The sequence below is a fragment of the Streptomyces capitiformicae genome (genome assembly GCF_002214185.1).
GTDB lineage: Bacteria > Actinomycetota > Actinomycetes > Streptomycetales > Streptomycetaceae > Streptomyces > Streptomyces capitiformicae.
In genome coordinates this window covers 8,045,616-8,059,186 of the sequence record NZ_CP022161.1, presented here as the reverse complement: position 1 = coordinate 8,059,186, position 13,571 = coordinate 8,045,616, and the positions used below count along the sequence as shown (strand labels likewise).

11 protein-coding genes are annotated in these 13,571 nt (G+C 69.6%); 4 read left to right on the top strand and 7 right to left on the bottom strand.

Annotated elements, in window-relative coordinates:
* The first annotated feature begins 280 nt into the window (after positions 1–280).
* Positions 281–724, top strand: a complete 444-nt coding sequence (locus tag CES90_RS36110) for a cell division protein SepF (RefSeq protein ID WP_189787565.1) — start codon at positions 281–283, stop codon at positions 722–724.
* Positions 725–797: 73 nt separating this feature from the next.
* Here the strand turns inward: CES90_RS36110 and CES90_RS36105 are convergent, their stop codons facing one another.
* Together CES90_RS36105 and CES90_RS36100 are read right to left on the bottom strand one after the other, a co-directional pair.
* The gene (locus tag CES90_RS36105) at positions 798–1,967 is read right to left on the bottom strand and encodes an acyl-CoA dehydrogenase family protein (RefSeq protein WP_189787566.1); all 1,170 of its coding nucleotides are present in this window, start codon (positions 1,965–1,967) and stop codon (positions 798–800) included.
* A gap of 258 nt (positions 1,968–2,225) precedes the next feature.
* Positions 2,226–3,836, bottom strand: coding sequence for an MFS transporter (locus CES90_RS36100; protein WP_189787567.1), 1,611 nt, complete (start codon positions 3,834–3,836; stop codon positions 2,226–2,228).
* A gap of 325 nt (positions 3,837–4,161) precedes the next feature.
* Here CES90_RS36100 and CES90_RS36095 point away from each other — a divergent pair, with 325 nt between their 5' ends.
* Both CES90_RS36095 and CES90_RS36090 read left to right on the top strand, forming a co-directional pair.
* Positions 4,162–5,391 (top strand): mannosyltransferase family protein, encoded by a 1,230-nt coding sequence (locus tag CES90_RS36095; RefSeq protein ID WP_189787568.1) that lies wholly within the window; start codon positions 4,162–4,164, stop codon positions 5,389–5,391.
* A gap of 238 nt (positions 5,392–5,629) precedes the next feature.
* Positions 5,630–6,682 (top strand): phosphatase PAP2 family protein, encoded by a 1,053-nt coding sequence (locus CES90_RS36090; RefSeq protein WP_189787569.1) that lies wholly within the window; start codon positions 5,630–5,632, stop codon positions 6,680–6,682.
* Between the two features lie 156 nt (positions 6,683–6,838).
* On the opposite strand, the gene CES90_RS36085 is transcribed toward CES90_RS36090, so the two are convergent.
* Positions 6,839–7,054, bottom strand: coding sequence for an I78 family peptidase inhibitor (locus CES90_RS36085; protein ID WP_189787570.1), 216 nt, complete (start codon positions 7,052–7,054; stop codon positions 6,839–6,841).
* A gap of 403 nt (positions 7,055–7,457) precedes the next feature.
* On the opposite strand from CES90_RS36085, the gene ctaD reads away from it, so the two are divergent.
* The gene (gene ctaD, locus CES90_RS36080; protein ID WP_189787571.1) at positions 7,458–9,188 is read left to right on the top strand and encodes an aa3-type cytochrome oxidase subunit I; all 1,731 of its coding nucleotides are present in this window, start codon (positions 7,458–7,460) and stop codon (positions 9,186–9,188) included.
* 45 nt (positions 9,189–9,233) lie between these two features.
* Here the strand turns inward: ctaD and CES90_RS36075 are convergent, their stop codons facing one another.
* The 4 genes from CES90_RS36075 to CES90_RS36060 form a co-directional block, all read right to left on the bottom strand.
* The gene (locus tag CES90_RS36075) at positions 9,234–10,064 is read right to left on the bottom strand and encodes a hypothetical protein (protein ID WP_189787572.1); all 831 of its coding nucleotides are present in this window, start codon (positions 10,062–10,064) and stop codon (positions 9,234–9,236) included.
* Positions 10,061–11,326 carry a glycosyltransferase family 4 protein gene (locus CES90_RS36070; RefSeq protein ID WP_189787573.1) on the bottom strand — a complete coding sequence of 422 codons (1,266 nt, stop codon included), beginning with the start codon at positions 11,324–11,326 and terminating at the stop codon, positions 10,061–10,063. The genes CES90_RS36075 and CES90_RS36070 overlap by 4 nt, the downstream gene beginning before the upstream one ends.
* A 182-nt stretch (positions 11,327–11,508) precedes the next feature.
* Positions 11,509–12,825: an ABC transporter substrate-binding protein gene (locus CES90_RS36065; RefSeq protein ID WP_189787574.1), complete on the bottom strand. Its 1,317-nt coding sequence runs from the start codon at positions 12,823–12,825 to the stop codon at positions 11,509–11,511.
* Complete coding sequence (locus CES90_RS36060; RefSeq protein WP_189787607.1) at positions 12,800–13,306, bottom strand: hypothetical protein; 507 nt, start codon at positions 13,304–13,306, stop codon at positions 12,800–12,802. The genes CES90_RS36065 and CES90_RS36060 overlap by 26 nt, the downstream gene beginning before the upstream one ends.
* Positions 13,307–13,571 lie beyond the last annotated feature (265 nt).

Here is a 13,571-nt window from a genome sequence, read left to right as displayed (position 1 = left end):
CCGCCGCGCAAGCACGCGCGGCTGTGGCCGCATCGTAACGCCGGACGTTCACCCGGACGCCCGACACTCACCCAAACGCCGTGAACAATATTATTTCACTCCTAGTCAGCGGACGTGTACGGCACAGCCCTTGGGGCACACGGACTCTCGACGAATTCGTTCTGCACCAGTACCGTCACGAAACCCCCGTGCGGCGTCTATCCACTTGGCGAGACATCCGCATCATGGACGACGATAGGGATGCGGAAAGAGACAAAGACCGCTGTGAGAGGAGGCGTCCATGGGATCGGTGCGCAAGGCGAGTGCCTGGCTTGGCCTCGTCGACGACAACGATGACGAGCGTTACTACGACGACGACTACGCCGATGAGCGGGAGTCCTCGTCCGGCGAGGCCTGGGTCACCGACCCCCGCGTGAAGGTCGCGTCCGAGTCCGCGCAGGAGCAGGGCCGCCGGATCGGCACGGTCACGCCGGACAGCTTCCGCGACGCCCGGCACATCGGCGAGCTCTTCCGGGACGGCGTCCCGGTCATCATGAACCTCACGAACATGGAGCCCGCCGACGCCAAGCGTGTCGTCGACTTCGCGGCCGGCCTGATCTTCGGTCTGCGCGGATCCATCGAGCGGGTGTCCAACCGTGTGTTCCTGCTGACACCCGCCGACACGGAGATCGTCAGCGGCGAGGCCGCGGGCCGTCAGGCCGACGGCTTCTTCAACCAGAGCTGAGGCAGGGCGGCTCACCCGCCCGCCTCCCGGTGTTCACCAGGTTCACGACGTCACTCGTCGAACATGTTCGTGGTCACCGGAAGGCGTCGAGACCGGTGAGCGCCTTGCCCAGCACCAGTTGGTGCATTTCGACGGTGCCCTCGTAGGTGAGCACGGACTCCAGGTTCGTCGCGTGCCGCATCACGGGGTACTCGAGTGAGATCCCGTTCGCGCCGAGGATCGTGCGGGCGGTACGGCAGATCTCGATCGCCTCTCGTACGTTGTTCAGCTTGCCGAAGCTGATCTGCTCGGGACGGAGTCGTCCCGCGTCCATGCGCCGCCCCAGATGGTGGGCGAGCAGAATCCCCTTGTGCAACTCGACCGCCATGTCGGCGAGTTTGGCCTGGGTGAGCTGGAATCCACCGATCGGCCTGCCGAACTGCTCCCGGGTCCTGGCGTATTCGACGGCGGTCTCGAAGCAGGTGCGCGCCGCTCCCATCGACCCCCACACGATCCCGTAGCGGGCGTGAGAGAGACAACTCAGCGGCCCCTTCAGCCCGGTGACCTCCGGCAGTACGGCATCGGCGGGCAACCGTACGTCGTCCATGACGAGTTCGCTGGTGACGGAGGCGCGCAGGGACCACTTGTGCTTGATCTCCGGCGCCGCGAACCCGGGGCTGTCGGTCGGCACGACGAACCCCCGGATGCCGTCGTCGGTCCGCGCCCACACGACGGCGACCCCGGCGACGGACCCGTTGGTGATCCACATCTTCCGCCCGTTGAGCACCCAGTCCCCGCCGTCGCGCTCGGCGTACGTCCGCATCGACGCCGGGTCGGACCCGTGGTCGGGTTCGGTGAGCCCGAAGCACCCAATGACCTCACCGGCGGCCATGCGCGGCAACCACTCCTGCTTCTGCGCCTCGCTCCCGAACCGGTGAATGGCGTACATGGCGAGGGAGCCCTGCACGGAAACGAGCGACCGGATCCCCGAGTCGGCGGCTTCGAGTTCGAGACACGCGAGCCCGTACTGCACGGCGCCGGCCCCGGCACACCCGTACCCGCTGAGCGACATCCCCAGCGCCCCGATGGCCCCCAACTCCCGCGCGAGCTCCCGGATCCCGGGCAACTCCCCCGTCTCGTACCACTCGGCGACATTCGGCAGCACCCGATCCGCCGCCCAACTCCGCACGGTGTCACGGACGGCGAGGTCTTCCGGCTCCAGCAGATCATCGAGGCCGAGCGGGTCGGTAGGGTCGAAACTCATGGCAGCCTCCGGCTCACGAAAACTAGCAACGCTAGTTACGATTCGACGTCGACGTTATCGCCACGCTCAGCTGTGGGCAATCGTGCCGCTGGGGCGATGGGGGCACCTCCCGCTCATGGGGGCACCTCCCGCTCGAGCGGAGCCGAGAGTGGGGGAGAAGCCGAGAGTGGGGGAGGGTGGGCGCAGCGGCACCCGGCAAGCGCCGGTGAGCGAAACCCCGCCCCGAGCTCAGCCCCGGCGCCGGGCGCCCCACACCACTCAGCGAACCGACTCCGCACCTACAGCCGGCGCGGCCGTCGCCTCCCGAGGTCCCGGCACATCCGCGGAGGTCCCACACTCCATCGCCCGAGGCAGCCGCAGCGCCATCACCGCCCCCATCACCAACAACCCCGCACTCACCAGCAACGTCACATGCAGCCCATGCACGAACGAGTCACGGGCGGCGTGCCGCAGGGCCTCACCCGAGGAACCCCCCAGCCGCCCCGCCACCTCGTACGCCTCGCCCAGCGAATGCCCGGCCGCGTTGGACGCCGAGGCGGGAACGCCCGGCACCGAGGACAGCCCGGGCGCGTACGCCGCGTTCATGACGCTGCCGAGGAGCGCGATACCGATCCCCGCGCCCAGCTGGTAGGACGTCTCGCCGATCGCGGCCGCCCCACCGGCCGAGGACGCCGGCGCCTCGCTCAGCATCGACTCGTACGCACCGAAGAGCGTCGTCTCCAGGCCGAACCCCAGCAGGACGAACCCGGCGAGCAGCAGCCCCGCGTTGTCGTGGCGCCCCATGGCCGTGAGCAGCACGACCGCCAAAGCGGTGAGGCAGAAGCCGAGCGACACCATGCGGCGCGGCCCGAAGCGGTTCAGCAGGTGGGAGCCGACGAGCCCGGCGGCCATCGCGGCGATGGTCAGCGGCAGCAGCCGCAGGCCCGTCTCCAGCGGGGACAGCCCGAGGACGAGTTGCAGGTACTGCGCCGCGATCAGTTCGAGCCCCACCAGCGCGAGCATCGCCAGCACGATGCAGCCGACCGAGGTGCTGAACGCGGGGCGTGCGAACATCCGCAGGTCCACCAGCGGATTCGCCCGCCGCCGCTGGCGTCGTACGAACGCGGCCAGCAGGGCGCCGCCCAGCAGCAGGGCCAGCACGGTGCCTGGGGCGAACGACGGGTGGCCGCTGCCGAGCCGCTTCACGCCGAGGACGATGCCGAAGAGACCGGCGGCGGCCATGAGCGCGCCGACCACGTCCCAGGGACCGTCGCGATCGCCCGTCGACTCGGGCAGCAGAAGTCGCCCGACCGGGAGGCTGACGAGCATCAGCGGGATGTTGACGAGAAAGACCGAGCCCCACCAGAAGTGCTCCAGCAGGAATCCGCCGAGCAGCGGGCCGACGGCCGCGCCGACGGCGGCGACGGCGCTCCAGACGCCGATGGCGAGCGCCCGCTCACGCCGGTCGGGGAACACCTGGCGCAGGATCGACAGCGTCGCAGGCATGATCATCGCGCCGCCGACGCCGAGCAGGGCCCGGGCCACGATCAGGAGCTGGGGGTTCTCGGCGAAGGCCGCGAGCCCGGAGGCGACGCCGAAGAGGGCGTACCCGAGCAGCAGGATCCGTCTGCGGCCGACACGGTCGCCCAGCGTGCCGAAGAGGATCAGCAGCGAGGCGCAGACGAGCGGGTAGACGTCGACGATCCAGAGCAGCTCGATGGCGCCGGGCTTGATGTCCTCGGTGACGGCGGGCACCGCCACATGCAGGACGGTGGCGTCGACGGCGACCAGCAGCAGGCTGACGCAGAGGACGACGAGGACGACCCAGCGGTTTGCACCGGCCCCGGCCTCCCGACGGCATCGCGTAGCGGCCGTGGTCGTCCCGGACATGTACGTACCTCCCAGATGCTCTCGCGTTTCGGCGGAACCGGCGGGGTGGGGACTCCCCGCGGCCTCGGCCCGGGAGGAGCGGTGTCCCGGACCCGCGCAAGGAAAGGCGAGTGAGCGGTCAGCGTACGCGAGTTCCGGCCGGTGAAGCGTGGCGGGCGTCTCATGAAAGCTTCATACGGCATGTGGTGTACGCCACGCCGCCGCCCGTCCACGGCTCCTCCATGACTCCTTCATCACTCGTGCGTGGCCCTTCCGTCACGGTCCATCACCGACCATCACGTACGCGCGTCCGGCCCGGTTCCTGGCTCCGCCGATAATCGAGCGCGTGACCGATCTTGCTACGCGCCCGGCGCCACCCCTGCTGAGCCGGGCCGCCCCCGCACTCCTCGGGTACGCCGCCGTGCGCGCCCTGGGGCTCGTCGTACTGGCCCTGTGGAGCGCGGCGCGCGACAAGAGCGCCCTGACGCTGCTGTCGGCCCGCTGGGACTCGCTCTGGTACACACGCGTGGCGGAACTCGGCTACGGCTACGAGGTGCGCCTGCCGAACGGCGACGTCCACTCGAACCTCGCCTTCTTCCCGCTGCTGCCGTGGCTGGAGCGGGCGGTGTCGGCGGTGACGCCGCTGTCGTACGCCCACGCCGGTCTCGTCGTGAGCACGCTGGCCTCGCTGGCAGCGGCCTGGGGGATCTTCGCGGTCGCCGATCATGTGTACGGACAAAAAGAAGAAGGCGCGGAGCGCGGCCTTGGAAGGGTGGTGGCGGGAGACGGGCGGGCGGGAGTCTGCGCCGTGCTGCTGTGGGCGGTGCTGCCGGTCGGGATCGTGCAGTCGATGGCGTACACGGAGTCGCTGTTCACCGCGCTGGCCGCGTGGGCCCTGTACGCCGTCCTGACCGGCCGCTGGGTGACCGCGGGCACCCTGGCCGCCCTCGCCGGGCTGACCCGTCCGGTGGGGCTCGCGGTGGTGGCGGCGGTGTGGGCAGCGGCGATCGTGTCGTACCGGCGGGACGCTCCACCCTGCGCGGGGAACCGGAGCGCGACGGCATCAGATGGCACGTCCTTCTGGATGCGCGCCCTCGGAATGCTTCTCGCGCCCCTGGGTACCGCCGGTTACGTCCTGTGGGTGGGGCACCGCACGGGCAAGGGCCCCCTCGGTTATCTCGACGTCCAGGCGGGCTGGCGCAACGGCTTCGACGGCGGGTACGCCTTCGCGCGTTTCGTCGCCGACAAGTTCACGTCGTTTCCGTCGGCCCTCGCGGGTGTCGGGCTGATCACCGGCGTCGCGCTCCTCATGTGGCTGTATGTGGTCTGTGTACGGCAGGGTCAGCCGCTGCCCTTGCTGGTGTACTCGGGGGTCGTCACCGCCCTGGCGCTGTGCGCGTCGAGCTACTTCGGCTCGAAACCACGTCTGCTGATGCCCGCCTTCCCCCTCCTGCTGCCCCTCGCCCGGGTGCTGGCCGGGGCACGAACGCGCAGGTCGGCGGCGATTCTCGGCGGTGTGGCGGTGGTCTCCGCGAGCTACGGGGCGTTCTGGCTGAATGGCTCCGGTCCCCCGTGACCGGCCCCCGGCGGAGGAGAGCGGGCGGGTAATTCCGCGCTAGCATTCGGTGAACGAATTCAAAAGGGCCGCAAAACAAGTGCTCAGCATTGGGTCATGGAATTGAAGGCCAAGCCCCACGGCGATTCGCCATTCGACAGAAATAAACATCATTCTGAGAGGAATCCCACATCACGGCGTCATCACAAAGCCGGTGATTCACGTCGCGTCGGAGCTCACTCGCTGTAACGTCGATTGAGTGCGTACCGAACCAAAGCCGACCCGTCTGGACCGGGTCTTCTCCAGACTGGACCGTGAGCCGGAACGACCGGCTCACATCGATGTCCCCGTAATGACCCGGCACCGGGTGGTGCTGTTCGCCTCCACGCTCGTCTTCTACGCGGCCATCGTGTGGGCCGTCGTCATCACGTCGTGGCTGGTGCGGCTCGACTGGCAGATCATGTTCTTCCGGCCATACCAGCAGTGGCAGGAGATCCACGCGTTACTGGACTACTACGTCGTCCTGGGCCAGCGTGGTCCCACCGCCGTGATGGTCGCCGCCTGGCTGGGCTGGCGCTCGTGGCGGCAGCACACCCTGCGTCCGATGCTCGCGCTCGGTGTCTCGCTGCTGCTGCTCAACATCACCGTCGGCGCCGCGAAGATCGGCATGGGCCGCCTCGGGCCGCACTACGCGACCGAGATCGGCTCCAACGAGATGTGGCTGGGCGGCGACATATTTCCTTCGGGACACACCGCGAACGCCGTGGTGACCTGGGGAATCCTGGCCTACCTGGCGTCGACACCGAGGGCCAGACGCTGGCTGTCGGCGCTGTCCGCCGTGATCTCGCTCGGCGTCGGCCTCACCACGGTCTACCTCGGTACGCACTGGCTGAGCGACGTCCTGCTGGGCTGGGCCGCGGGTCTGCTGATCATGCTGGCACTGCCCTGGTTCGAGCCGCTGATCGCCCGCGCCGAGGCCTGGATCTTCTCGCTGCGGGACTCCTGGCGCGAGCACCGTGCGACGCCCGTACCGGCGACACCGGCCACACCGGCTCCGACAGCCGTGGGCGCGTCCACGCTGCGCGCGCCCGGCGAGGAGCCGGCGAACCCCCGCGACACGGGCATCGCGGCCCGCACCGCCCACCCCCCGATCGTGCCGTTGCACCTGGCCCACGGAACCCATCCGCCCAGGTCGGAGCGGACTCCGGTCGCCCCGATCGCCCCGATCGCCCCGCTCGGCTCCCGCCGACCGCCGCACGCGGACCGGGTCTCGCGGAGCACGACCCCGTCCCGGCCGCTCGCGGGCGGCTGACACGAGGCAGCGGGGCCGGTACGCACACCCACCCGCGCAGGGCGAAGGCCCGGCTCGCCACGAGCCGGGCCTTCGCTCTGTCCAGAGGCGATGAGCGGGAGCTGATGAGCGGGAGCTGATGAGGGGGAGCTGATGAGCGGGCGGAGTCTCAGCGCCTCAGCCCTTCCAGGCGCGCTTCACCCGGCCGTCCTCGACCTCGAAATTCAGTCGGCCGAACCGGTACTCCATGGTGATGATCGCGCCCGGCGGCAGCTTTCTGACGGTCGACCAGCCGTGCTCGCGGGCGCGGCGCTCGGCGCTCGGCGCCTCCAGTCCGACGTATGCGTCGGGGTTGTCCCGGGGTTCTTCGGGCGGGTTGGGAATGGGTGCCATGACGGCCACGTTAGGCGGCCGGAGGGTCCGTTGTCCTCCCGTAGTCACGCTTCTGTCACAGAACCACGACACGCGTTTCGATCACCCCGACATCAGCCGTCGGCGCAGTAGGCCGTCACCCGAACGAGGGGTTCCGTATGACTTCCGCGCGCGCTCGAACGTAATTCTGGGCTGGTTCGGCACCATCGCGAATAGCCCGTCGGAATGCACGCCGGGGGTCGTATGTCCGGTGCTTGTCCGGTCTTTTCCCGCTGATTCCCGGACGGCTCACGGAAGCCGACAGCTCACGGGAAATGCACATTTCCAGCACACTTTCGGCGTATGCCCTCTGTCGGAGCGGGTGGGGCCGCGAGCATCATGGCGTGCGTCACGGGCCCAGGACGCGGCAGCGAAGGGGCGAGCGATGGGGACCGAGACCGTACAGGCGCCGAAGCGACCTGTCGGGGACGAGCCGCGGGGGCGGCTGGTGGTCGACTGGCTGACCACCACGGACCACAAGAAGATCGGCCATCTGTATCTGGTCACCTCGTTCCTGTTCTTCCTCGCCGCTGGCCTGATGGCGCTGGTGATGCGCGCCGAACTGGCCCGACCGGGCACCCAGATCGTCGACAACTTCCAGTTCAACCAGTTGTTCACGCTGCACGGCACGATCATGCTGCTGCTCTTCGCGACGCCGACCTTCGCCGGGTTCGCCAACGAGATCATGCCGCTGCAGATCGGCTCGCCCGATGTCGCCTTCCCCCGGCTGAACATGCTGTCGTACTGGCTGTTCCTGTTCGGCGGTCTGATCGTGCTGGGCTCGCTGCTGGTGTCCTCGGGGCCGGCCGCCTTCGGCTGGTTCGCCTACGCGCCGCTCAACAGCCTGGACCGGTCGCCGGGCATCGGCGCCGACATGTGGATCATGGGGCTCGCGCTGGCCGGCTTCGGCACGATCCTCGGCGCGGTCAACTTCCTCGCCACCATCATCGGGATGCGCGCGCCCGGCATGACGATGTTCCGGCTGCCGATCTTCACCTGGAACACGCTGTTCACCTCGATCATGATCCTGATGGCGTTCCCGGTGCTCGCGGCCGCGCTGCTCTGCCTGGAGTCGGACCGCCGGTTCGGCTCGCACATCTTCGACGCGGCCAACGGCGGCGCGCTGCTGTGGCAGCACCTGTTCTGGTTCTTCGGGCATCCCGAGGTGTACATCATCGCGCTGCCGTTCTTCGGGATCATCACGGAGATCATCCCGGTCTTCAGCCGGAAGCCGATCTTCGGCTATCTGACACTGATCGCGGCGACGATGGCGATCACCGGGCTCTCGATGGTCGTGTGGGCACACCACATGTTCGCGACCGGTGCCGTCCTGCTGCCGTTCTTCTCGTTCATGAGCTTCCTGATCGCCGTGCCGACGGGCGTGAAGTTCTTCAACTGGACGGGGACGATGCTGAAGGGCTCGCTGTCCTTCGAGACACCGATGCTGTGGGCGACCGGCTTCCTGGTGTCGTTCCTGCTGGGCGGACTGACCGGGGTGATCCTGGCCTCGCCGCCGATGGACTTCCACGTCACGGACTCGTACTTCGTGGTGGCGCACTTCCACTACGTCGTCTTCGGCACGGTGGTCTTCGCGACGTTCGCGGGGTTCTTCTTCTGGTGGCCGAAGTTCACGGGGAAGCTGCTCGACGAACGGCTCGGCAAGATCCAGTTCTGGACGCTCTTCGTCGGCTTCCACACCACGTTCCTGGTGCAGCACTGGCTGGGCGCCGAGGGGATGCCACGGCGGTACGCGGACTATCTGGCCGCCGACGGCTTCACCGCGCTCAACACGGTCTCGACGATCGGCTCGTTCCTGCTGGGTCTGTCGACGCTGCCCTTCCTCTACAACGTCTGGAGGACCTCCCGGTACGGCGTGAAGGTCGACGTCGACGACCCCTGGGGCTACGGCCGGTCGCTGGAGTGGGCGACCTCGTGTCCGCCGCCCCGGCACAACTTCGTGACGCTGCCCCGGATCCGCTCGGAGTCCCCGGCGTTCGACCTGCACCATCCGAAGTTCGCGGCGATCACACCGCCCCAGACCCGCGAGGGCCAGGAGCGCACCCCCCACCCGCGTTTCGGCCAGGAGCGGCCGACAGGCGGTCCCGAGGAGTCCTGAAACGGCGGTTGAGGACCGGGAATGTCCCCAACCGCCCTGCCTTCCTCAGCCCACCGCGGTGACCGTGACGGACAGGTCGTTGTCGCCCGTGTAGTGGGGCTGGGCCGTCACGGGGCCGTGCTCCGTCTCGACGCGGACCGTCGGATAGACGAAGACCGGGTTCTTGTCGACGACGTCGTCCAGCAACCGCGCGATCCGCACGCGCGGCCCCGCCTCCCCCTCCGGGCGCAGCCACAGATCCCAGGTGCCGGGCCGCAGGGCGCCGTAGGACACCGTGAAGCGGAAGGTGCCCTCCTCCGAGGTGAGTTCGGCCCGTACGAGGGGGACGTTCTCCGCCCGGTCGGTGAGTTCGGCGTACGCGTCCGGGGCCGGCTCACAGCCGTACGCCCTGGCGGTCACGGTCAGCTCGTCGGTGCCGATGTGGAGTTCGCCGGCCTCGGCGTGCGGGGAACGCTCCCAGCCGCGGACGGAGAGGTTGCCGTACTTGGTGCTGTACGGGATACGGACGGCGACGCGGTCGGCGGAGGGCGTGGGCGTGCGGTCGACGAGGGAACGCAGGTCGTTGAGGCCGGGGGCGAGCCGGCGGGGTTCACCGCCCGCCACCTGGAGGTAGGCGTCCCAGCGGCCCTCGGGGAGGTCCACGCCAACGGGCAGCGCGGCCCGCAACCGGCCGCCCGCGACCGGGGTGAGCGGCAGGCGCACCTCGTCCTCGGTGCCCCGGAGGTAAAGGAGCAGATGGGCGGGGCCGGACTCGCCGCGGTCGGCGATGTCGAAGGTCAGGCCGCCCGTGGAGTCGGCGACACAGTCGGCGCGCGGGGCCGTCGCCCTGTCCTCCCCGTCGTTGCGGTGCGTGGGCTGCTGCTGAGCCAGCGTCATGATGCGGTGCGCCCCTTCTTGAAGACGGAACGTCCGGCGTCCCGAACGGCATACGCGCCGCCGAGGAGCGCGCCCCGGGTCCGGTGGAGCGAGCCGCGCATACGGCCCACCGGTGAGGCGCCGCCACGGGCGATCAGGTCGGAGAAGAGCGTCTCGTAGCGTTCGGCGATGCGGGTCGGGTCGAAGCGCTCGGAGTCCTTGAGCGCGGCGGCCGCCATCCGCTGCCGCTTGTCGTCGTCGTTGATGAGCTCGAGGAGACCGCCGGCGATGGCCTTGACGCTGCCGACCTTGACCAGGCGGCCGTCGACGCCGTCGTCGATGATCTCGCCGGGGCCGTGCGGGCAGTTGGTGGAGACCACCGGAAGGCCGCAGCGCATGGCCTCGACGATCGTCATGCCGAACGACTCCATGCTGGAGGTGACGGCGGCGATGGAGCCCTTGGCCCACTCGGGCTCGATCGGGTTGGCGGGACCCATCAGGTAGACGTGGTTGTAGAGGCCCAACTTGTCGATGAGGGCGCGCAGTTTGTCCTTCTGCTTGCCGCCGCCGTAGATGCGCAGACGCCAGTCGGGCCGCTCTTCCCGCACCTTGTCGAAGGCCTTGACGAGCAGGTCGTAGCGCTTGACCGGCGCGAGCCGGCCGGCGGCCACGACCCACTTGCCGGTCCCCTCGGCCGGGTCGATGCCCGGCGCGGGCACCGGGTTGGGCACGGCCTGCAGGCGGACGCCGGGCAGCCGCATCTTCGAGCCGTACGAGCGGGCGTCGGCCTCGGTGGTGGTGGTGAGCGCGTCGAGCCGCGGGTACACGCCGCGCAGGGTGGCGCGCAGGGCCGGGGAGTGGCTGTCGAGCGTGAGGTGCTCCTGGCCGACGCGGATCGGGCCGCGGCGGGTCTGCCGGGCCATGTGCACGTTCAGCCCGGGCCGGGTGCCGACCAGGACGTCGGCGTCGACCGCGGCGAGGTGCTCGGCGATGCGCCGGTCGGTCAGGGCGCTGTACTGCTCGTAACGGCCCTCGGCACGCGGGAAGACCTTGGCGGGGCGCTGCAGGTCGGCGTGGTCCTTGTCGGCGCCGCCCTCCCGTATGTCGACGAGGGCGCGCAGCCGTACCTTCGGGTCGACGGAGAAGACGGGCTCGTCGCGGTGGCGGAAGACGGAGACGATCTCGACGTCGTGCTGTTCGGCCAGGGTGTTCGCAAGGTTGTACGTCGTGCGGATCGTCCCCCCGATCCCGTACGCGTTGTGTATGAGGAAAGAGATGTGCATGCGTCCCCCGAACTCCCTGTCTTCCCTGGTTTCCCTGATGGTCCGTCAACAAGCGGTTCTGGTTCACCGCTGGATGGTCAGACCCGGAATTCGGGGGAATGGTTGGGCTTCATCATCAACTTGTTCTGCAACAGTTGCCCGATCGGTAGCCGGACGAGGGAACCGTTCCGCCTCGAAGCGCCTCAGGGCCGGTAGGGAAGCTGCGGTACGTGGAAGCAGTTGTCGTTCATGTCCCCCTGGCTCACCCATCCCTTCTCGTCCTGCCAGCGGGCCACCGACAGACACGTTCTGCGGGTCTTCGGGGGTTCGGCGAGCCGTTCGAAGCGGACGGGGACGAGCAGTCCGTCGGCGGTGTAGGGCTCGTCCCGGTTCATGAACCGGTCGACGCACGCGCGCGTGACACCGTCTTCGGTGCCGGCGCAGGATCGCGCCGCGTCCGTGAACCACATGGCGGCCGCCCAGCCCTCCAACTGCCACTGGGAGTGCGTCTTCAGGTCCTTCGTCGCGTCCCGGAACTCCCGTACGGCCTCGTCGCCGGTGTCCGCGTGGTTGCGGCTGGAGCCGGTGGCCCACAGGGCGTTGCGGCAGCGCGGGGCGTCCTTGTAGTCCTCGGCGACCGCGGAGGTCCAGTTCTGCACGTTGGTGACCTTGGCGGTCACCTCGGCGCCGACCTCGTCCATCGCCTGGCAGAGCCGGGCGTTGCCATGGCTGTCGATGGCGTCGAAGACCAGGTCGGCGCCCTGTTCCTTGATGTCGGCGGCGGCCGCGCGGAAGTTGGGCAGCGCGAAGTCGACCTGCTCGGTGACCACCTCGTACCCCTCGGCCTTCAGCCCCTGGACGACCAGACGGGCGTACGCGGCCGACGCGGACTGGTTGTACGCCACCACGGCGGCCGTACGCGCCCCGTGCTCGCGCTTGAAGTAGCGGTAGACCTCGGTGCCGCCGTACTGCTTTTCGTCCCAGCCGGTCGTACCGTTCCGGGGCGCGAGGCTGCCGTAGATGCTGTAGAGGTGCGGGTAGGTGTCGTACGCCGGGCCGATGGGCTGGCCGCCGATGTCGGGCACGCGCGCGTGGGCGACGCGTGAGGCGCCCGCGTAGTCGAGGGCGGTGGTGGCGACGAGGGCGACGACCTCGTCCTCCTCGACCAGCTTGTGCACGCACTCGTTGTTGCCGACGCCGCTGCCGCCGTCGTCGCACTCGCGGACCTCGACCTCGCGGCCGTCGATGCCCCCGCGCGCGTTGAGGGCGTCGAAGTAGGCCTTCGCCCCGTCGCGCGGCCCGGTGAACGCGGCACCGCCGACCGGGCTGGTGACGCTGGTGATGATGCCGACCCGCAGCGGCTCACGGCTCTGCGGGGCGGTGGGGGTTTCGCGGCGCTCGAAGTCGCTCTCCGGGAGCCGGCTGCCGCAGGCCGTGGCCAGGAGGAGCAACAGGCCTGCGGCGACAGCCTTGGCCCGCGGGGCGGCGCCGGCCTCAGCAGCCCGGAAGCGGTGACTCATTGCCGCTCAGCGCGACCAGCCCGCACAGCGTCTTGACGGAGACCTTCCAGGTGCCGTCCTCCTCGACGGCCGTCCCCGCCGCGTCGGGCAGGGCGGTGGCGCCCTCCAGGAGCAGTGTGTACGTCACGTTCGCCTCGGTCGGTGAGGTGAACTCGACCTTCTCGACCTCGGCCTGTACCTGTCCGCCGCGCTCGTCGCCGCTGAACGCCGCCAAAACCGGGCCCATCAGCTCACCGTTCTCCAGAACGGCCTGCTTGTCCTCGGTGGAGGTCTTCGGGTCGAAGAACTTCCGCCAGTTCTCCCTGATCTCCTTCTCGGCCGCCGCCGTGTCCGCGGGCCCGCTCGGGCTCTCCTCGGCCGGCTCGCCCGTCGTCCGCTCGATCGACGGGGTGGGGGGCGTCGTGCCGCCGCCACCGCCGCCGTTGTCGTCGCCGCATGCCGCGAGGGCCGGGGCGAGGAGGAGAAGCAGGGCGGCGGCCAGTGCCGTGCCCCGTCCTCGTGTCCTGGGGCGTGTCGCGAAAGTCCCGTCGTCCGCCCGAAGGGCGGGCCGAGCGGCGTCATGGGGGTCCCCCCGCTCGAGCGAAGCCGAGAGTGGGGGAGCGTGCTCTCGGCGTGCCGGGCGGAAGGCCCCGTAGATGGACCGGATGTACTTGGGCTTTCGCCCGGTGCGGCGGTGAGGGCCCCTCCCGCTCGAGCGAAGCCGAGAGTGGGGGAGCGTGCCAGGCGTCGGCAGGCAGGCGGGACTT

Excerpts from the sequence above, each read along its gene's own strand:
- CES90_RS36110 (WP_189787565.1), top strand. The coding sequence starts at position 281 with ATGGGATCGGTGCGCAAGGCGAGTGCCTGGCTTGGCCTCGTCGACGAC.
- CES90_RS36105 (WP_189787566.1), bottom strand. The coding sequence starts at position 1,967 with ATGAGTTTCGACCCTACCGACCCGCTCGGCCTCGATGATCTGCTGGAG.
- CES90_RS36100 (WP_189787567.1), bottom strand. The coding sequence starts at position 3,836 with ATGTCCGGGACGACCACGGCCGCTACGCGATGCCGTCGGGAGGCCGGG.
- CES90_RS36085 (WP_189787570.1), bottom strand. The coding sequence starts at position 7,054 with ATGGCACCCATTCCCAACCCGCCCGAAGAACCCCGGGACAACCCCGAC.
- ctaD (WP_189787571.1), top strand. The coding sequence starts at position 7,458 with ATGGGGACCGAGACCGTACAGGCGCCGAAGCGACCTGTCGGGGACGAG.
- CES90_RS36075 (WP_189787572.1), bottom strand. The coding sequence starts at position 10,064 with ATGACGCTGGCTCAGCAGCAGCCCACGCACCGCAACGACGGGGAGGAC.
- CES90_RS36070 (WP_189787573.1), bottom strand. The coding sequence starts at position 11,326 with ATGCACATCTCTTTCCTCATACACAACGCGTACGGGATCGGGGGGACG.
- CES90_RS36065 (WP_189787574.1), bottom strand. The coding sequence starts at position 12,825 with ATGAGTCACCGCTTCCGGGCTGCTGAGGCCGGCGCCGCCCCGCGGGCC.